Genomic DNA, 18,132 nt, shown 5'->3' with positions numbered 1-18,132 from the left:
ACTTCGCATTTTCCTTGGCGTTCTCCGCCGTCGGCGAGTCTGCCGGGGCGGGACGCTTGCCGCCGCCGGTGATGCGCTCGATCGCGGAGCGCACGGCGTCGCCCGCCTTGCGGTCCTTGAGCATGTCGAGCAGGGGTGCGGAGGCTGGCGAGCGGCGGATCAGGCTTTCCGGATCGGGGAAGATCAGGGGATCATCCCAGGGCCCCTGCACCACGAAGGGCAATTCGAAGCCCGAGGCGCTGTTGAGGCTGGCCACGCCCTTCATGTCGTATTCGCGCGTCGGCACCGAGGCGGTGCCGGTCATCGTGATCTTCGCCGCCGGCCCTTCGACGCGGATGTCCTCGGCGGTGGCGACCCCGTCGGAGAATTTCACCGCGATGGTGAGCTTGTCGTAAGGCGTCGAGCCGTTGCGGAAATTGCCGCCGCCGGACAGCGGCCGGCGCTCCAGCCGCTTCAGGAGCTGTTCGGCATTGAAGCCCGAGATCGCGCCGTCATGCCCGGTGACGGTGGCGCTGCCGTCGAGCGACTGTACGAGGCCGAACGGGCTCGAGCCGGAGGCAACGAGGGAGACGTTGATGTTGCCGCGGCCGGACAGTTTGTTGAGGCCGAACAGTTCGGAGGCGCAGGCCTGGAGGTCGACGTCGGTGAACTGGAATTGCGCCTTGATGTCGGCGACGGTGTCGGCGCGCGCGATGCCGAACGAGCCCTTGGCGATACCGCCATAGATCTGGGCCTCGCCCACGGAGAGCGCCAGCGTGCCGTTGCGCAAACTGGCGCCGATGGCGGTGCGGCCGAGCTTCGACGGTCCGACCGTCAGTCGCGCCGCCGACAGGCGCATGTCGAGGTCGGTGGTCGAGAGCCCGTTGAGATCGAACAGCTGCCTGTTCCAGTCGCGTGCGCCGCTCGCGAGCAGGCGGAAGGTCGAGATATAGGGTGTGAAGTCGAGCGTGTCGGCGGCGAGCGTCGCCTGGAGCGTCTGCCGGCCGTTGTTGGCATAGGTCATGACGCCCTCGGCGGCATTGCCGTCGAGCTCGACATTGACGTTGGTGAGCGCGATCGAGGCGCCGACGACATTGGCGCGCGCCTTCAGCGCGAAACGGCCGAAGCCACCGCTGGCGGGCTGCGGCTGGCCGGTCCAGCGCAGTGCGTTGCGCAAGGACGGGCTGTCGATCGTGAGCGTGCCTTCCATCATCGGGCTGGTGCGGTTGGCGACGCTGCCGTCGAAAGCGAGCTTGAGCGGGGCGCTGGCGATCCGCGCCTTCAGGCCGGAACGGTCGCCGGAGAGGGCGGCGACGAAATCGGCGAAGCTGATCGAGCCGTCGACGCGTTCGCCGCGCCAGTCGAACTGGCCGGTCGCGGCGAAGGAGCGCGAGATTGAGGGCCAGGCAAGCGACAGGTCGATGTCGTCGAACTGCTCGGTGGCGTGCATGGCGACGTCCTCGTAATTGAGCACGCCGTCCTGGATCCGGATCTCGGAGAACGAGACCTGATTTTCGGCGCCGGGCTTCATGGTGCGCGCAATGGTTTGGATGAAGGGCGTCCAGTTGCTCTCGCCGTCCGGCTTCAGGCTGACATGGATGCGCGGCCGCAGCAGCGTCAGGTCGGCGATCTCGAACCGTTGCAGCAGCAGCGGCAGCAGCCGCAGATTAGCGGTGAGCACGTCGACACGGAGCGCGGGATCGCTGGTGCCGCCGCCCTTCAGGCCGACGTCATGGAAGGAGATGTAGCTCGCCGGCAGCAACGAAATGTCGATGGCGCCTGCGACATTGAGCTCGAGCCCGGTGACGTCGCGGATCTGCGCTTCCACGGCCTTGCGCAGCGCATCGCGGTTGATGAGCCAGGAGGTCGCGATCAGGGCGATCAGCGCGACGCCGAGCAGCGCCGCGATCGGCGTCCCGAGGCGCTTCATTCCTTGGGCCATGGTCAATGGCATGTCCTGATCGGGTTGGTCGTTGGAGCCAGAAGGGCGGGCCGGGAAACCCGCGCGCCCCACGCCCAAGTCCTGTTACGTTACAAGTCCTGTTAGGTTAAGTGCCGCAACTTGATGGGTTTTCTTGTCGCTTTCAAGGCCGCGGGCGGCCTTGCCCACGGCGTGGGCAGCTTCTACCACCGCCCCGCGGCGCGGAGAACCCCGTATCATTGACGGCTTCGGACGATTTCGCCTAATAATCGCCGCCAATAAGGCGCGACGCCCGCAAGCCGAAGGTTCAGTCGAGGTTTTTTGCATGAACAAGGTCTATCCCGACGCCAAGTCGGCGCTCGACGGCATTCTGAAAGACAACATGATGATCATGTCGGGCGGCTTCGGCCTCTGCGGCATTGCCGAGGAGCTGTCGGACGCGATCCGGGAGTCCGGCGTCAAGGGGCTGACGGTCGTCTCCAACAATGCCGGCGTCGACGGCATCGGGCTCAGCCGCCTCCTGGAAACCCGGCAGATCAAGAAGATGATCTCGTCCTATGTCGGCGAGAACAAGCTGTTCGCCCAGCAATTCCTCGCCGGCGAGCTGGAACTCGAATTCAATCCGCAGGGCACGCTGGCCGAGCGCATCCGCGCCGGCGGCGCCGGGATCCCGGCCTTCTACACCAAGACCGGCGTCGGCACGCTGATCGCCGAAGGCAAGGAAGTGAAGGAATTCGACGGCGAGAAGTACCTGATGGAGCGCGGCCTGTTCGCCGACCTCGCCATCGTGCACGCCTGGAAGGGCGACACCGCCGGCAACCTCATCTACCGCAAGACCGCGCGCAACTTTAACCCGATGATGGCGACCGCCGCCAAGATCACGGTGGCCGAGGTCGAGCATCTGGTTCCGGCCGGTGAACTCAATCCCGACCACATCCACACGCCCGGCATTTTCGTGAAGCGCATCGTCGAGGTCGGTACGGCCAAGAAGCGCATCGAATTCCGCAACACCCGCCCGCGCACGGCAGCTTGAGATCAGGAGAGCGATATGGCCTGGACCCGTGAACAGATGGCTGCGCGCGCCGCCAAGGAACTGCGTGACGGCTACTACGTCAATCTCGGCATCGGCATCCCGACGCTGGTCTCGAACTTCATCCCTGATGGCGTCGATGTGAGCCTCCAGAGCGAGAACGGCATGCTCGGCATGGGACCGTTCCCCTATGAGGACGAGGTGGATGCCGACCTCATCAATGCCGGCAAGCAGACCGTGAGCGAGCTGCCCTCGACCTCGTATTTCTCGAGCGCGGATTCCTTCGGCATGATCCGCGGCGGCCACATGGATCTGTCGATCCTCGGTGCCATGCAGGTGGCCCAGAACGGCGATCTCGCCAACTGGATGATTCCCGGCAAGATGGTCAAGGGCATGGGCGGCGCGATGGATCTCGTCGCCGGCGTCAAGCGCGTCGTCGTGGTGATGGAGCATTCGGCCAAGGACGGCTCGAAGCTCCTGAAGAAGTGCAATCTGCCGCTGACCGGCGAGCGCGTGGTCGACATGGTCGTCACCGATCTCGCCGTCTTCACCATCGACAAGCACGGCGACGGCGGCATGGCGCTGATCGAACTCGCCGACGGCGTGACGCTCGACGAGGTCAAGGCCAAGACCGAAGCCGAATTCCGCGTTGCGCTGAAGAACACGTAAGGTCGTCGCAACGGGGGCGCGCATGACGATACGGTCTGCGCGTCCCGAAGACGCCGGTTTCATCGTACAAACCATCCTGTCATCGCAGCGTGGCTACCGGCCGCGCGGCTGGTTCGACATCGCGCTCGGCTGGCCAGACGCGCAGTGCCGCGATTTCATCGCGCGCATCACAGCCGCGCACGCGGTGTCGATGTGGCATGTCTCGCAGTTCCTGATCGCCGAGGTCGATGGCAAGCCTGCTGCTGCGTTGTGCGCACTGCCGGCGGCCGGCACGGGACCTGCGGCCTGGCGTGCCATCGAAGAGGCCGGTGCCGCGACCGGGCTTGCCGCGCCAGAGCTGGAAGCCATCCGTCGCCGCGGCGCCTACACGCGCGCCTGCTGGGTTCAGGGCGGCGAGGGCGATTGGATGATCGAGCACGTCGCGACCGATCCCGCCTATGGCGGTCGTGGCCTCGTGCAGTCGCTGATCGCGCACGCGCTGGATAAGGGGCGAACGGCGGGATTTACCCGGGCGACGATATCGTTCCTGATCGGCAACGAGCCGGCAGAACGCGCCTACGCCAAGGCCGGTTTTGTCTTCGCCGATGAGAAGCGCGATCCCGCCTTCGAGGCGATCATCGGCGCGCCGGGCTTTCGCATGTTTGCGCGCGCGATTTGAGCAAACTTGGTTGCCGCATTTGACGCTGTCATGCCCCGCGACGGTGGGGCATCCTGTACGCTGCGGTTTCTCGGTTCTATCACTGGCGTATCGGAGTACTGGATCGCCCGATCAAGTCGGGCGATGACACCGCGGGTGTGGCATGTGCGTGCGGGCTACGCGATCACGACCTCGTCCATGTCTTGCTCCACCGCGCCGACACGCTCGCGACCCACGACGGCTCCTCGCGCACCAGGCGGAAGCCGAGATTGGCGGGCGGCACGCCTTGCGCGCAGCCGCCGGCGCGGGCGTCGCGGATGAAATCGGTGACATAGGCGCGGTGGACGCCCTCGGCGATACGCACGCCGCAATTCACGGTCGGTTTGCCGGCACTGCCGGCCTCGTCGGTCCGCGAGCGCACGAAACAGGTCGAGGTCCACTCCCAGACGTTGCCGGCGAGATCTTCGATGCCGTGCTCGTTCGCGCCGAACTTGCCGAACGGATAGGCCGTCGTGTCGGAGAGGTCGCGTTCGGATTCCCGCTCATAGCGGCTGATCCAGCGCTTCGAGGGATCGTCCGCGTCCACCGGCGCGCCATCATCCTTGAATCGCGAGCCCGCCGCAAACGCCCATTCCGCGTCGCTCGGCAGGCGCCACGTCTTGCCGGTCTTGCGCGACAGCCAGCCCGCATAGGCCTGCGCATCGTGCCAGCTGACCTGCACCACGGGGCGATCGGCGGCGATCGCCACGTCGCGATCGAGCGCACGGCAGGCGCCGTCCTGCACACAAAGCTGGTAGTCGGATGACGAAACCTGATGCCGCATGACGTGCAGCGGCCTCGTGAACCGCATCGCGCGCAGCGGCGCTTCGGCCTGCTGCCCGCCACGCGTGAGATCGCCGGCCTCGCGGTAGGACACGCTGCCCGGCGCGATCTTGACGATCGCAGGCTCCGCCGCAATGCCGCGGACCGCCATGTCCGAGACCAGCGGCGCCACCGCGATCGGCCCTGCGAGCCCGGCCGCACAAGCCAGGACCAGTTTCAGCTTGAATGCGATCAGCATGATCGTCCCCCGAAAGGAAGAAGGGGCCGGTGATCACCGGCCCCTTGTCGCGTCTAGTTGGTGTTGGCCGGTATCTCCGCAGGCGCCTTCACTTGGGTCATCAGGTCGTCGTTCCACTTGCCTTCGACCTTGAAGTGCGCGGTGGCGCCGAGGTCGGCGGCCTCGATCAGATTGTGCGTGACATAGGCGTAGATGCCGGGCTGCATGAACTTGTACAGCGCCGCTCCCGCCGAGCCGCCGCGGATGAACCAGGTCTCCAGGCCGACCTCGGGTGCATTGCCGAATTTGCCGATCTCCCAGACATAGTCGCCATGCCCGCCGATCAGATGCGGACGGCTGTCGCGGTTGGCCTGCGAGTGCACGATCAGCACGTTCTCGCCGACATTGGCGGTGAGCGCATTCTTGCCGGTGAGCGCGCCGACCTTGCCGTTGAACACGACATGGGAGGGGATCAGCTTCTTCATCACCTCTTCGGTGTCGGTGAAGGCTTCGCCCGGCGAGTCATAGGACTTGAAATTGCCCTTCGCGTCGCGCGGCACATACATGTCCTGCTCGCCGATATAGTAGACCTTGTCGTATTTCAGTGCGTGGCCCTTGCCGTCGTTCAGTCCGTCGCGCGGCAGCACCATCACGGCACCGTTCATGCCTGAGACGACGTGCCAGGGGATCATCGGGCCGCCTGGCGCGCAGTGATAGACGAACACGCCGGTCTTGGTCGCCTTCCAGCGCAGCACGACCTGCTCGCCGGGATTGATCAGGGTGAGCGCGCCGCCGCCGAGCGCGCCGGTCGCGGAGTGGAAGTCGATGTTGTGCGGCATGGTGTTGGTCGCGGGATTGACCAGCGTCGTTTCGACGTAGTCGCCCTCATGCACGACCATCAGCGGGCCCGGCATCGAGCCGTTGAAGGTCATTGCCTGGAAGGTGGTGCCCTTCTCGTCGATGACGACCTTCTTCTCCTCGATCGTGAGCTTGAACTCCACGATCTTCGGGCCCTGCTTGGTCGCCTGCTCGTGCGCATGCACGAACGGCGGAGCGACCAGCTCGACCTTTTGACGCGGCAGTTTGAGATCCTCGGCCGCCAGGGCGGGGGTCGCCAGCAGGGCGGTCGCGGCGGCGCTGATCAATGCGGCTCTGCGGGTGAACATCGTAAAGCATCCTTCATCTGAAAGGGTTTTGATGACGGACGCAGTGTGCGCCTGTTGCGGCAAGAGTGTTTGCGCTGCGACAAGCTTTTGCCGGAATCGCCTCCGTGAAATTCCCTAGGAGGTATGCCGAAGGCAGCATCGACGATGTGAGCGGCGCGACGGCACATGGCACGGCATCGGTTGCGCCAGCGGCAACTCGTTCGCATGTTCAGTTGCGGTTGATCGTGAACGTATGGATGCGCCGAACTAGAGCAAGTGTATCGCGATCCAGACAGTCCCCCAGACCGCGAGCGACAGCGCGGCAAAGACGGTGGCCATGATCGTCAGCACGCGCACGAGATGGCCCGCGCCGATCGGGGGCGCGGAGGGGACGGGACGAAAATCGTCGAAGCGCGGAATATGGCCGCGAACGCCGGTGAACCAGAGAACGAGATCGAGCGCGAACGACGCCATGGCCTATCTCCAGGGAGTAATGATTAAACGTCATCATCGTTCCAATCCGGCGCTCGGACTTTGAGCGAGCGCAAGGTCGCCGGCCCCGAAAGCGGGTAATTCAATGCCATCCGGGACTTGCCGCGGCCATGCGCGGCTGAGATTTACGAATGGGTAAGATATGAGAGCTGATCTCGCAGCGAGCTACGGCGAAGAGAGATTGCCGCGCTACACGAGCTATCCGACCGCGCCGCACTTCTCGCCCGTCATCGGCGCCGATACCTATGCCCGGTGGCTGTCCGAGCTTCCTGCCGCGGCCAGCGCGTCGCTCTATCTGCATGTACCGTTCTGCCGCGAGATGTGCTGGTATTGCGGCTGCCATACCCAGATCGTTCGGCGCGACGAGCTGATCGCGGCCTATCAGCGGACGCTGCGCAGCGAGATCGCGCAGGTCGCCGAGACCATCGGCCGCCGCATCAAGGTCGAGCATATCCATTTCGGCGGCGGCACGCCGACGATCATGGCGCCGGAGGCTTTCGCCGAGTTGATGGCGGCGATGCGCCAGGCGTTCTTCGTGCTGCCTTCGGCCGAGATCGCGGTCGAGATCGATCCCCGCACGCTGACCGCCGACATGGTCGAGGCCATGCGGCTGTCCGGCGTCAATCGTGCCAGTCTCGGGGTGCAGAGTTTCGATCCCATCGTACAGCGTGCGATCAATCGCGTGCAGAGCTTCGAGCAGACGGCTGATGTCGTCGACATGCTCCGGCGTGCCGGCATCGCGGGAATCAATTTCGACCTGATCTACGGGCTGCCGCATCAGACCGTCGCCTCGTGCCTGGAAACGGTGCGGCGCAGCCTCTCGCTCGCGCCCGACCGCTTCTCGGTGTTCGGCTACGCTCACGTGCCTGATTTCAAGAAGCACCAGCGCATGATCAGCCAGGGCGCGCTGCCCGACGGCCTGGCGCGTCACGATCAGGCCTGTGCGATCGCGAATGCGCTGAAGGAGGCCGGTTACGTGCAGATCGGGCTCGATCATTTCGCCCGACCCGGCGATTCCATGGCCGTGGCCTTCGAGGAGCGGACGCTGCGGCGCAACTTCCAGGGCTATACGACCGACCAAGGCCAAGTCCTGCTCGGTTTCGGTGCGAGCGCCATCGGGCATCTGCCGCAGGGTTACGTCCAGAACGAGGTGCAGATCGGCGCCTATGCCCAGAGCGTCAATGCCGGCCGCCTCGCCACCGCGAAGGGCTATGGACTCACCGGCGATGACCGGCTGCGCGCCGACATCATCGAGCGCATCATGTGCGAGTTCGGCGCCGATCTCGGCGACATCTGCGCGCGCCATGGCGCAGAGGCCGAGACGATGCTCAAATCGGCGTCGCGTCTGAAGCCGCTGATCTCGGACGGCGTCGTGAGGCTGGACGGCGACCGGCTCGCGGTCGCCACCGACTCGCGCTTCCTGGTCCGCAGCGTCGCCGCCGCGTTCGACGCGCATCTGGACCCGGGTAAGCAGCTGCACAGCCGGGCGGTGTAGTTCACCTCTCCCCGTCATTCCGGGGCGCGCGAAGCGCGAGCCCGGAATCAATTGTGCAGCACGTGACGTAGAGATATGGATTCCGGGCTCGCGCCAAGTGGCGCGTCCCGGAATGACGGGAAGAGAGACCTCGACCTTGCTTGCGCTCCAACAAAGAAACCGCCGCCCGCTCCGCTATCGTCGTTTCGGAACGGAGTTGTCCATGCCCTTTCGATCCGACGATCTGGTCGATGACATCATGCGTACGGCGCCGCACACGATCCGCGTGTTTCTCGCCTTCAGGATGGCCTGTGTGGGCTGTCCGATCGCAACCTTCCACACGGTGGACGACGCCTGCCGCGAGCATGGCATCGATCGCGAAAAATTCCTCGCCGCGCTGTGCGACTGCGTGCCGGCGTGAGACGGTCTGGAATTCGCGCGGGCCGCGTGCGGATTCCCGGGTGAGGGAGCGCTTTCGCCGTAAGCGGGAGCGGCTCTCACCCCAATCTTCCGAGGTCGAGGTGGTTGTCACCTCTCCCCGCTTGCGGGGAGAGGTCGGATCGCTTGTTATCCGGGTGAGGGGGTACAGGTCTCACGGCCATCTCATCTGCGGAGAGAGGCCCCTCACCCCAACCCTCTCCCCGTAAGAACGGGGAGAGGGAGAAGAGCTACGCCGCGCCGCTGTCGGGGCTCCGCTCCGCCAGCACGACGATCCCATGCGGATCGCGCAGGATGATGCGCTGACGGCCGCTCTCGACGAGGCCTTGGCTCTCCCAGGCGCTCAGGATGCGGCTGACGGTATGTAGCGTGGTGCCGGTCATCTGCGCGATGTCCTGGCGGCTGATCGGGAAGTCGATCTCGATGCCGTGGTCGAGCTTCTTGCCGGATTGCTTGGCGAGGCGCAGCAGCGCATGCGCGATGCGCTGCTCGACCTGCTGGGTCGACATTTCCAGGATGCGGGTGTGGCTCTCCTGGAGCCGCGTGCCGACGGTCTGGAGCGTGTTGGCGGCCAGCGCCGGAAACCGCTCGACCAGCCGCGGCCAGGCCGAATTCGGCCAGATCAGCACCACGCTGTCGTCGACGGCCATCGCAGTCGCCGGGTAGCGCGCGGCTCCGATCGCCATCGCGAGCCCGAACGTCTCGCCGGGCGCGACGTAGCGCACCACGATCTGCTCGCCGGTCGGCGTGGTCTTGGCCGCGCGGACATGTCCGTGCAGCAACAGAAAGAAGGACTGCGCGTCCGCGCCCTGTTCGAAGATGGCGCTGTTCTTGGGATAGCGCGCCGAGCGGGCCTCGCGCAGGATCTCATCCAGGGCTTCCGGCGTGACCCCGGCAAACAGCGGCAAATGCGCAACCAGCGATGTGTCGACCTTGGCCATTCTGCCTCCTTGGCGCTCGGGAGTGTGATGGCACCTGTAATCGTCCTGGTGTTTGCGATAGCGCAAAACCGGCCGGTCGGGACGGCAGTATTTTTCAGACAACGGTCTGAATTTACAGGAGTTGCCCCATGGCTGGCGCCCGATCCCGCAATTTTGCGGGCTGGCCGCTGTTCGCGAACAGCTTTCGGCCCTTTTTCCTGCTCGCCGCCATCCAGGCAGGGCTGTCGATTCTGGCCTGGCTGCCGATGTTCTACGGCGAATTGTCGGTGACATCAGCCTTCGTGCCGCGCGACTGGCACGTCCACGAGATGCTCTATGGCTTCCTGCCGGCTGTGATCACCGGTTTCCTGTTCACGGCGATCCCGAACTGGACCGGACGGCTGCCGATCCAGGGCACGTCGCTGGGCGCGTTGTTGGTGGTGTGGCTGGCCGGCCGCGTGGCGGTGACGCTGTCCGCCGAGGTCGGCTGGGCGTTCGCGCTTGTCGTCGATGCCGCGTTCCTGGCGTTGGTCGTCGCCGCCGCGACGCGCGAGATCATCGCGGGCGGCAATTGGCGCAACCTGCCCGTCGTGATCCTGGTGCTCGTGCTGCTCGCCGGCAATGTCGGCTTTCATTTCGAAGCGCATCACGCGGGCGCGGCCGATGTCAGCATCCGCGTCGGCATCGGCGTGGTCGTGTTGCTGATCGCGCTGATCGGCGGCCGCATCATTCCGAGCTTCACCCGCAACTGGCTGGTCAAGTTCAATCCCGGCCGCCTGCCGGTGCCGTTCGGCCGCTTCGACGGAGCGGTGATCGGATTGAGCGCGTTGGCGCTGATCTCGTGGATCGTGGCGCCGTTGAACGTGATCACCGGTGCCGTGATGGCGCTCGTTGGCCTGCTGCATCTGGTGCGGCTTGCGCGCTGGGCCGGCGACCGCACCTCGCGCGAACGGCTGCTCCTGATCCTGCATGTCGGTTATGTCTTCGTGCCGCTCGGCTTCCTCCTGCATGCCCTGGCCGTGTTCGGCGCGTTGCCGCCGAGTGCGGGGATTCATGCCTGGATGGCGGGCGCGGCCGGAACCATGACGCTCGCGGTGATGACCCGCGCGAGCCTCGGCCACACCGGGCAGGCGCTGACGGCTTCGCCGGCGACGCAAGGTATCTATGTCGCGATCGTCGCCGCGGCGCTGGCGCGGGTTGCTGCCGTGGCGTGGCCTGCGCATGGCGATGCGCTGCTGCACATTGCCGCCTGCGGCTGGGTCGTCGCCTTCCTCGGCTTTGCGATTGCGTTTGGCCCGCTGCTCGCCGGCAGTAATCGGCGCGCACTTGCCATCATGGGCGTGCCCGCTCCGGCACGATAGAGTCAGGCCGCAGATGCCGAAGGCACGTCGGTGGGCTTGGCCAACGGCCGCACGCCCTTGCGCCATGCGGTGATGGTGCAGCCGAAGCGGCCGCGGAACCAGCGGGCCATGGCGCTTTGCGCGGAGAAGCCGAGCTGTGCCGCGATATCGGCCAGCGGCCGGCCGGGGTCGTCGATCAATTCGACGACGAGATCGGCGCGCTGCGCGTCGAGGATGGCCGAGAAGCTGGTGCCTGACGCGGCGAGGTGACGGTGGACGGTGCGGCGGGTGCAGGCGAGATGCTCGGCCACGCGCTCGACCGTGCAGTCGCCGCTGGCGAGCAGGAGACGCACGACCTCGTCGACCTTCTCCTCCCAGCTTGCCGGCCGGGTCTCGATCGCCTCGATCCGCTTGCGCAGATAGCTCGCGATCAGCGGATGCGCGCTCGGGATCCGGCGCTCCATGTCGTGCACCGACAGCAGGATTGCGTCGTCCTCGGCGTTGAAAGTGACGTGGCAGCCGAAGAAGTCGCGGTAGCGCTTGCGGTCGCGCGGCGGCGGATAATGCAGATGCACTTCCTGCGGCCGCCAATCGCTGCCGAACAGCGACTGGATGATGCGATGGACGCTGCCGAGCGCCATGTCGATCGACTGCCGCGGCGCGCTCGGCTGCCGGCCGCGCAGATGCAGCGCGACGGTTACGGTCTGCTTGTTGCGCACAACGTCGAGCCGCATGCCGTCATGATGGACATGGATGAAACGCGAAAACGCTTCGATCGCTTCGCCGACGGTCGCCTGTTCGCGCACGATCAGGCCGACCGCGCCGAAATTGGTCAGGCCGCCGCGTTCGGCGAGGCGCAAGCCGAAATCTTCGGCGCCGGACATCTTCGCCGATAGTTCGAGCAGGCGGCGCAGGCCTGTCACGGCGATGGGGGTATCCGGCTTGTCGAGGCAGGCCAGCGGCAGCCTGACCTTGCGCATCATCTGTTTGGGGTCGAGCCCGACCGACCGGGCGACCTCCGAATAATAGCTCAAGCCTGCGCTGCGAATGAGGTCGGTCATGCAAACCGTTCGTGCCAGCCATTCCCGCAGATGTCCCGAAATGTAAAGTTTCTGTCCCGATCCGTCAAATCCGGGAACGGGATGGAACATACATAAGGAAAACCGAAGCACGGGCGTGAATGCCGTGCTCATGACGCCGGGCGCGACGAGGCCCCGCCGTTTCGGATCATTTGACCAAGACATTGCTGGATCGGGATTATGCCGGGGAACATGCTTTCCAAGCGTGAGGTATTCGTCATCGACACCGATGCCGCCTCCCGCGAACAATTGTCCACCGCGCTCCAACAGAGCGCCTATGACGTGATCTGCTTCGCCGACGGTGCGTCCCTGCTCTCGGAAGCGAGGGCGCGGATGCCGGCCTGCGTGCTGCTGGAGATGCCGCCGGATCGCTCCGCCCTCGACGTGCTCAAGCGGCTGCGCGAGGAGAATTGCATGGCGCCGGTCCTGGTGACCTCCGCGAACGGCAGCATTGCCATGGCGGTTGACGCGATCAAGAGCGGCGCGGCCGACTTCATCGAAAAGCCGTTCCGGACCCATGACATCGTGGACCGGATCGATGCCGCCATCGACGAGTTCGGGCAACCCAACGCGAACCGCCAGCGCTGGTTGCCCGGCTGCGAGCCCCTGACGGCGCGCGAAGGCGACGTGCTCGAGCATCTCGCCGCCGGCCTGACCAACAAGGAGATCGCCCGGCGCATGCATCTGAGCGCTCGGACGGTCGAGGGCTACCGTGCCGGCATTCTGAAGAAGGCCGGCGCCAAGAACGTGACCGATCTGCTCCGCCGCATCTTTGGTCAGGGCTCGCCCACCCAAGTCTGAGGACTTGTCTAAGGACTTTGGGTTAACGGCTCCGCCGCGGCGTGTGTTCCGCGGCCATGGTGCCGCCGCGGCGGCGCCCAACGGAAGCCCCAATCGAACCAGTTCCTTCCCTGCCGCGTCCAACCATGTTGGCGAGGCATTTGATCGCGCGTCCGGCTGGCGGCGCGGCGATATCGGCAGGAGGGACTTCATGCGCATCACCGCAAAATGTTTGGCGACGACGAGCCTGGTTCTGGTGACCACGGCATTCGCGCTGCCGTCATGGGCCGCCGATGTGGACGCCACATCGGCCATCGATACCGTCACCGTCTATCCCGACGGCGCCACCGTCACCCGCATCATTGCGCTGGATCTCGCCTCCGGCGACAGCACGCTGGTCGCCAGGGACTTTCCGCTCTCGCTCGATCCGTCCTCCCTCCGCGTCGAGGGCGAGGCGGGCGCCAAGCTCACCATCGGCACGATTGACGCGCGGCCGCCGCGCGCGGCGCCGCCGGTCAACCTGCCGGAACTCGACAAGCGCATCGAGGCACTGAAGGATCAGCGCGCCGATCTGCAAGGTGCGATCGATTCAGCCGCTGCGCGGCGCAAATTCGCGCAGCACTTGGCGGAGGCCTCACCCGCCGGGCTTGGCGAGAAGGGCGAGGCGCGGCCGATCACCGAATGGCGCGCGGCCTTTGCTGCGGTTGCCGAGGAGATCGCGACCGCCGACAGTGCGATCCGCGATGCCACGCGAAAGCAGCGCGAGATCGATCGCCAGATCGCGCAGCTCGAAGCCGAACGCTCCGCCAAGCCCCCGAGCAAGTTCGAGGTGCGGATCGACGTCGCCTCCGCGGCGGCGACGAAGGCGACGCTGCGGGTGACCTATGCGGTGCGCAATGCGCGATGGATGCCGCTCTATGACGCCCGGCTCGACACCGGCGCGAAGGACCGCAAGCCGCAGCTCGAACTCGTCCGCCGCGCCGAGGTCACGCAATCGACCGGCGAGGACTGGTCGAACGTCACGCTCGGCGTCTCCACGGTCCGCATCGGCCGCGGCGGCAGCGCGCCGGAGCTCGGCTCGCTGGTTGTGAGGTATCCGCAACTGCCGAAGCCGCTGGCATTGGGCACGGCGTCGGACATGGCGATGCCCGCGCCGCCGATGACGCGGCAGGCGCAATCTCCGGCAATGGCGAAAGCGGCCGAGCCCGAACCGCGTGAGCGCGCGGACGAGCAGCAGGCCAACGCCGAGATCGGCGATTTCCAGGCCGTGTATCAGATTAGCGGCCGCGTCAGTCTCGGCGCAAATGAGGGCGCCAAGAGCCTTCTCATCTCTTCCATGACGGTGACGCCTGACCTCGCCATCCGCGCCGCCCCGGTCGTCGATCCCACCGCTTACCTCGAGGCGACATTCAGGCTCGCCGAGGATACCAATCTGCTGCCCGGCAAGGTCGCGATCTTCCGCGACGGCACGTTCGTCGGCCGCAGCAAATTCTCGACCGCCGCGCGGAACGACGCGATCCGGCTCGGCTTCGGCGCCGACGACAGGATCAAGATCGAGCGCACGGTCATCAGGCAGAACGAAGGCACGGCCGGCGTGATCACGTCCTCCAAGACCGACGTGCGTTCGTTCCGCACCGTCGTTCGCAACGGTCACGACTTCCCGATCCGCATCGCGATCGAGGATCAGCTTCCGGTCAGCGAGAACGAGGATATTGGCGTCGAGATGCAGTCCTCGACCACGCCGCCCACGACCACCAATCTGCGCGACAAGCGCGGCGTGCTGGAATGGGCGTTCGACGCAAAACCCGGCGAGATCAAGGAGATCAAGTTCGCCTGGCGCATCCGCTGGCCCAAGGACAAGGCCATCGTCATGACGCCGGCGGGTTAGGCACGCCGCGTCTATCTAACCTCGCCCCGCTTGCGGGGCGAGGGAGTATACCTTCACCGTGGCAGCGCCGCCGCCGCCCGCATCGATTGCGGCAGCACGTACGGAACGCCGTCGGCCTGGTGGACAACGGCGTCGATCTCGAAGATGTCGCGGATGGTCTCGTGCGTGACGACATCGGCGCGCGGGCCGTCGGCGGCGAGCCTGCCGCCGTTCAGCACGACCAGCCGGTCGGCGAAGCGGATCGCCAGGTTGAGGTCGTGCAGGATCGCGATCACGGCCGTGCCGCCGGCCGCGCGGCGGCGGGCAGCTTCGACGAGGTCGATCTGGTGACGCAGGTCCAGGCTCGAGGTCGGCTCGTCCAGCAGCAGAAGTCCAGGTCCATGCTCGGCCTCGCCGCAGGCGAGCTGCACCAGCACGCGGGCGAAATGCGCGCGCTGCTGCTCGCCGCCGGATAATGTAGGCAGTTGCCGCTCGCGAAAATGCGCAAGGCCGACCTCGTCGAGCGCAGCATCGACGAGCGCGCCTGCCTCGCGCGGACTGCGGTCGCCCGCGCCCATCAGCACGATCTCATCGACGGTGAAGGGGAAGGTGACGTTGATGTGCTGGGACAGCATCGCGCGTCGCGCGGCGAGCTCGCGCGGCGTGAAGCTGTTGATGTCGCGCTGCTTGAGGCGCACCTCGCCCTCGCTCGGGCGGAGGTCGCCGGACAATAGCCGCAGCAGCGTCGACTTGCCGGCGCCGTTCGGGCCGATGATGGCGACCATCTCGCCGGCCGCAACCGTGAGGCTCACGCCATCGAGCAGCCTCGCGCGGCCGGCGCGTTTGCTTAAGTGTCGCGCCTCGATCACCGCGCTCATAGCGAGGCGAGCCCGCGTTGCCGCAGCAGGATCCCCAGGAAGACCGGGGCGCCGACCGCCGCGGTCAGAATGCCGATCGGCATCTCCGCCGGCGCCACGATGGTGCGCGCCAGGGTGTCGGCGCCGACCATCAGGATGGCGCCGAGCAGCACCGAGGCCGGCAGCAGCAGGCGATGCGCCGGTCCAATGACGAGGCGGAGGAGATGCGGCACGACGATGCCGACGAAGCCGATGACGCCGCTGATCGACACCGCAACCCCGGTCATGGCGGAAACCATGACGATCGAGATCCGCTTGAGGCGCTCGACGTCGACACCGCCGTGAAAGGCATCGGCCTCGCCAAGTACCAGCAGATCGAGGCCGCGTGCGATGAAGGCGCAGGCGGCAAGCCCGATGACGAGGATCGGCGCGAGCAGCGCGGCCTTGGTCCAGGTCGCGCCGCTCATCGAGCCGAGCAGCCAAAATGTAATGTCGCGAAGCTGGCGATCGTCGGCGATGAACACCAGAAGCCCGATACCGGCATTGGTGATGGCGGTGATGGCGACGCCGGCGAGCAGGAAGATCGCGATCGAGGTCCGCCCCGAGCGGCTGGAGATGCCGTAGAGGATCGCGGTCGTTGCCAGCGAGCCTGCGAAGGCGGCGAGCGGCAACAGCTCCGTCTGGAGGAAGCGCAGCGTCTCGCCGAAACGCGAGTCCGTGAAGACGATCGCGCTCGCAGCGGCCAGCGCGCCGCCGCTGGAGACGCCGACCAGGGCGGGATCGGCGAGTGGATTGCGGAAAAGTCCCTGCATGATCGCGCCGGCCGCGGCGAGCAAGCCGCCGACCATCGCGGTCGCCGCGATCCGGGGAATGCGGATCGACCACAGCACGAGCTGGTCGCGCGCCGTCATCGCATCGGCTGTCGTGGTGCCGGCAAAGCCGAGGGCAGCGGGCAGCCGGGAGAGCGGAATGCCGGCTGCGCCCACGGTCAGTGCGACGACCGCGGTGGCCGCGAGCACCGCGAGCAGAAGAGGAATCGCGAACGATGCGGATCGCCGTCGCGCGCCGGCTTGTCGCTGTGGGCGTCGCGCCTCGGTCTCGATCGCCACGCTCATTGCCGGCAATTCGCCGCCGACAGAGCCGACGGGAATGCGCCACCCTGGTCGGCCAATGCCGGATAGAGCTTTACGGAGAGATCGCGCGCCGCCGCCGCCGTGCGCGGCCCGAAGCCGAGCAGATAGAGGCCGTCCATGGTGATGAAGCTCTTGTTGGCCGCGACCGGTGTCAGCGCAAAGCCGGGATGGGCATAGACCGCGTCGGCCTGTAGCGACTCCTTGCCGCGCTCGATCGACAGCACGACGTCGGGTTTTGCTGCCACGATCGCCTCGTCGCCGATGATCTTGTAGCCGTCGTAATCGTCGACCGCATTGGCGGCGCCGGCGAGCTGGATGATCTCGTCGGCTGCGGTCTTGTGGCCGGCGACCATGGCACGCCCGTTCTGGAGCGACATCACGAACATCACGCGCACCGGCTTTTTCACCTTGGCGCGCAGCGCGCGGAGCTGGGCGAGATCGGCGCCGACCGCGGCGCTGAGGCATTCGGCGCGTGCATCGACGCCCATGGCGTGGCCGACCAGCCTGATCTTCTCGATCAGCCCGCCCTCGGAAAAGGTCTCGGGCACCAGCACCAGCGGCACCTTCGCGGTCTCGAGGATGTCCATGGTCTCGCGCGGGCCCGACCCCTGGATCGCGAGGATCAGCGTGGGATTGAGGCCGAGCACGCCCTCGGCCGAGATCTGGCGCATGTAGCCGACATTGGGTTTGTCGTGCAGCGCCGCCGCCGGATAGAGGCTCGTGGTGTCCACGCCGACCAGCCGGCTCTCGAGCCCGAGCGCATAAAGGATCTCGGTGATGGCGCCGCCGATCGAGACCGTGCGTGCGATGTCGGCAACGGTGACATCGCGATTGCGCGCATCATGCACGGTGATGCCGGCGGCGTGCGCGGTGGATGCGAGCGCGATCGTGCCGGTGAACAGGAGCGTTGTGAGGGTGCGGCAAAATGTCATTGCATGTTACTTCGTCAGGATCAGCTTGTTCTGCGAGGTCAAACGCAGGCGATAGGCGTCCTCGCCATGCGCGATGATGATCTCGCGCTCGTGCGCAAAGAGCTCGCGGCTGTCGATCCGGCTCCCTCGCATGGTGAGGGTTCTCGTTGTTGCGGAAGGGCTTTCCGCCGGCCCTGCCGCCCCGCTGCCGCTGTCTCCGGACATTGCTGACATTTTTGGTGTGATGCGCCTTCGAAATTTCAGATGCTGCCTGTTTGTATAGGCGGCAACTGGCGCATTCCAACGGCGGCATTTTTACAATCGATATAAACTGCAACCTGATGTCATTGACCGTCAGAGTGTTGCCACGTTACCAATCATGACAGCAGGCAACATGCCTGCGTCTTGAAAAATCAGCCAG

At 66.1% G+C, this 18,132-nt stretch carries 18 protein-coding genes; 8 read left to right on the top strand and 10 right to left on the bottom strand.

Annotation, left to right across the window (positions count from 1 at the left end):
* Positions 1-1,921, bottom strand: a 1,921-nt coding sequence (locus tag XI08_RS14000) for an AsmA family protein (protein WP_271574826.1), incomplete at its 3' end; no start/stop codon positions are given.
* Positions 1,922-2,225: 304 nt separating this feature from the next.
* Between XI08_RS14000 and XI08_RS13995 the strand changes: the two genes are divergently transcribed.
* The 3 genes from XI08_RS13995 to XI08_RS13985 are packed head-to-tail and all read left to right on the top strand — an operon-like array spanning position 2,226 to position 4,257.
* Positions 2,226-2,933 (top strand): CoA transferase subunit A, encoded by a 708-nt coding sequence (locus XI08_RS13995; RefSeq protein ID WP_011089830.1) that lies wholly within the window; start codon positions 2,226-2,228, stop codon positions 2,931-2,933.
* 15 nt (positions 2,934-2,948) lie between these two features.
* Positions 2,949-3,599: a 3-oxoacid CoA-transferase subunit B gene (locus XI08_RS13990; protein ID WP_027545524.1), complete on the top strand. Its 651-nt coding sequence runs from the start codon at positions 2,949-2,951 to the stop codon at positions 3,597-3,599.
* 22 nt (positions 3,600-3,621) lie between these two features.
* Entirely contained in the window at positions 3,622-4,257 is a 636-nt protein-coding gene (locus tag XI08_RS13985) for a GNAT family N-acetyltransferase (RefSeq protein WP_135177105.1), read from the top strand.
* A gap of 163 nt (positions 4,258-4,420) precedes the next feature.
* Here XI08_RS13985 and XI08_RS13980 read toward each other — a convergent pair whose 3' ends face one another.
* From XI08_RS13980 to XI08_RS13970, 3 genes are all read right to left on the bottom strand, one after another.
* A complete protein-coding gene (locus tag XI08_RS13980; RefSeq protein ID WP_271574825.1) occupies positions 4,421-5,296 on the bottom strand; it encodes an SUMF1/EgtB/PvdO family nonheme iron enzyme in 876 nt (291 codons plus the stop codon).
* A gap of 53 nt (positions 5,297-5,349) precedes the next feature.
* A complete protein-coding gene (gene nirK / locus XI08_RS13975) occupies positions 5,350-6,441 on the bottom strand; it encodes a copper-containing nitrite reductase (protein ID WP_271574824.1) in 1,092 nt (363 codons plus the stop codon).
* A gap of 246 nt (positions 6,442-6,687) precedes the next feature.
* Positions 6,688-6,894, bottom strand: a complete 207-nt coding sequence (locus XI08_RS13970; protein ID WP_271574823.1) for a hypothetical protein — start codon at positions 6,892-6,894, stop codon at positions 6,688-6,690.
* A gap of 160 nt (positions 6,895-7,054) precedes the next feature.
* Between XI08_RS13970 and hemN the strand changes: the two genes are divergently transcribed.
* Both hemN and XI08_RS13960 read left to right on the top strand, forming a co-directional pair.
* Positions 7,055-8,407, top strand: a complete 1,353-nt coding sequence (hemN, locus tag XI08_RS13965) for an oxygen-independent coproporphyrinogen III oxidase (RefSeq protein ID WP_271574822.1) — start codon at positions 7,055-7,057, stop codon at positions 8,405-8,407.
* A 202-nt stretch (positions 8,408-8,609) separates the two neighbouring features.
* Positions 8,610-8,807, top strand: a complete 198-nt coding sequence (locus XI08_RS13960) for a DUF1858 domain-containing protein (protein WP_092187054.1) — start codon at positions 8,610-8,612, stop codon at positions 8,805-8,807.
* 247 nt (positions 8,808-9,054) lie between these two features.
* On the opposite strand, the gene XI08_RS13955 is transcribed toward XI08_RS13960, so the two are convergent.
* Positions 9,055-9,765: a Crp/Fnr family transcriptional regulator gene (locus tag XI08_RS13955; protein WP_271574821.1), complete on the bottom strand. Its 711-nt coding sequence runs from the start codon at positions 9,763-9,765 to the stop codon at positions 9,055-9,057.
* A 128-nt stretch (positions 9,766-9,893) separates the two neighbouring features.
* On the opposite strand from XI08_RS13955, the gene XI08_RS13950 reads away from it, so the two are divergent.
* Positions 9,894-11,105: an NnrS family protein gene (locus XI08_RS13950; RefSeq protein ID WP_271574820.1), complete on the top strand. Its 1,212-nt coding sequence runs from the start codon at positions 9,894-9,896 to the stop codon at positions 11,103-11,105.
* Positions 11,106-11,107: 2 nt separating this feature from the next.
* Here the strand turns inward: XI08_RS13950 and XI08_RS13945 are convergent, their stop codons facing one another.
* Complete coding sequence (locus XI08_RS13945; RefSeq protein WP_271574819.1) at positions 11,108-12,145, bottom strand: AraC family transcriptional regulator; 1,038 nt, start codon at positions 12,143-12,145, stop codon at positions 11,108-11,110.
* A gap of 198 nt (positions 12,146-12,343) precedes the next feature.
* On the opposite strand from XI08_RS13945, the gene XI08_RS13940 reads away from it, so the two are divergent.
* Positions 12,344-12,964, top strand: a complete 621-nt coding sequence (locus tag XI08_RS13940) for a response regulator transcription factor (protein WP_271574818.1) — start codon at positions 12,344-12,346, stop codon at positions 12,962-12,964.
* Positions 12,965-13,154: 190 nt separating this feature from the next.
* Complete coding sequence (locus XI08_RS13935) at positions 13,155-14,831, top strand: mucoidy inhibitor MuiA family protein (protein WP_271574817.1); 1,677 nt, start codon at positions 13,155-13,157, stop codon at positions 14,829-14,831.
* A 53-nt stretch (positions 14,832-14,884) separates the two neighbouring features.
* On the opposite strand, the gene XI08_RS13930 is transcribed toward XI08_RS13935, so the two are convergent.
* The 4 genes from XI08_RS13930 to XI08_RS13915 are packed head-to-tail and all read right to left on the bottom strand — an operon-like array spanning position 14,885 to position 17,945.
* A complete protein-coding gene (locus tag XI08_RS13930) occupies positions 14,885-15,688 on the bottom strand; it encodes a heme ABC transporter ATP-binding protein (RefSeq protein ID WP_271574816.1) in 804 nt (267 codons plus the stop codon).
* Complete coding sequence (locus XI08_RS13925) at positions 15,685-16,782, bottom strand: FecCD family ABC transporter permease (protein WP_271574815.1); 1,098 nt, start codon at positions 16,780-16,782, stop codon at positions 15,685-15,687. The genes XI08_RS13930 and XI08_RS13925 overlap by 4 nt, the downstream gene beginning before the upstream one ends.
* Entirely contained in the window at positions 16,779-17,732 is a 954-nt protein-coding gene (locus XI08_RS13920; protein WP_271574814.1) for a heme/hemin ABC transporter substrate-binding protein, read from the bottom strand. Before XI08_RS13920 ends, XI08_RS13925 begins: the two co-directional genes overlap by 4 nt.
* 6 nt (positions 17,733-17,738) lie before the next feature.
* Complete coding sequence (locus XI08_RS13915) at positions 17,739-17,945, bottom strand: hemin uptake protein HemP (protein ID WP_442869818.1); 207 nt, start codon at positions 17,943-17,945, stop codon at positions 17,739-17,741.
* Positions 17,946-18,132: the final 187 nt, after the last annotated feature.

This window comes from Bradyrhizobium sp. CCBAU 11361, from assembly GCF_028128935.1.
Taxonomy (GTDB): domain Bacteria; phylum Pseudomonadota; class Alphaproteobacteria; order Rhizobiales; family Xanthobacteraceae; genus Bradyrhizobium; species Bradyrhizobium niftali.
The sequence above is the reverse complement of the archived record's forward strand: the minus strand, read 5'-3'. Positions and strand labels throughout refer to the sequence as shown.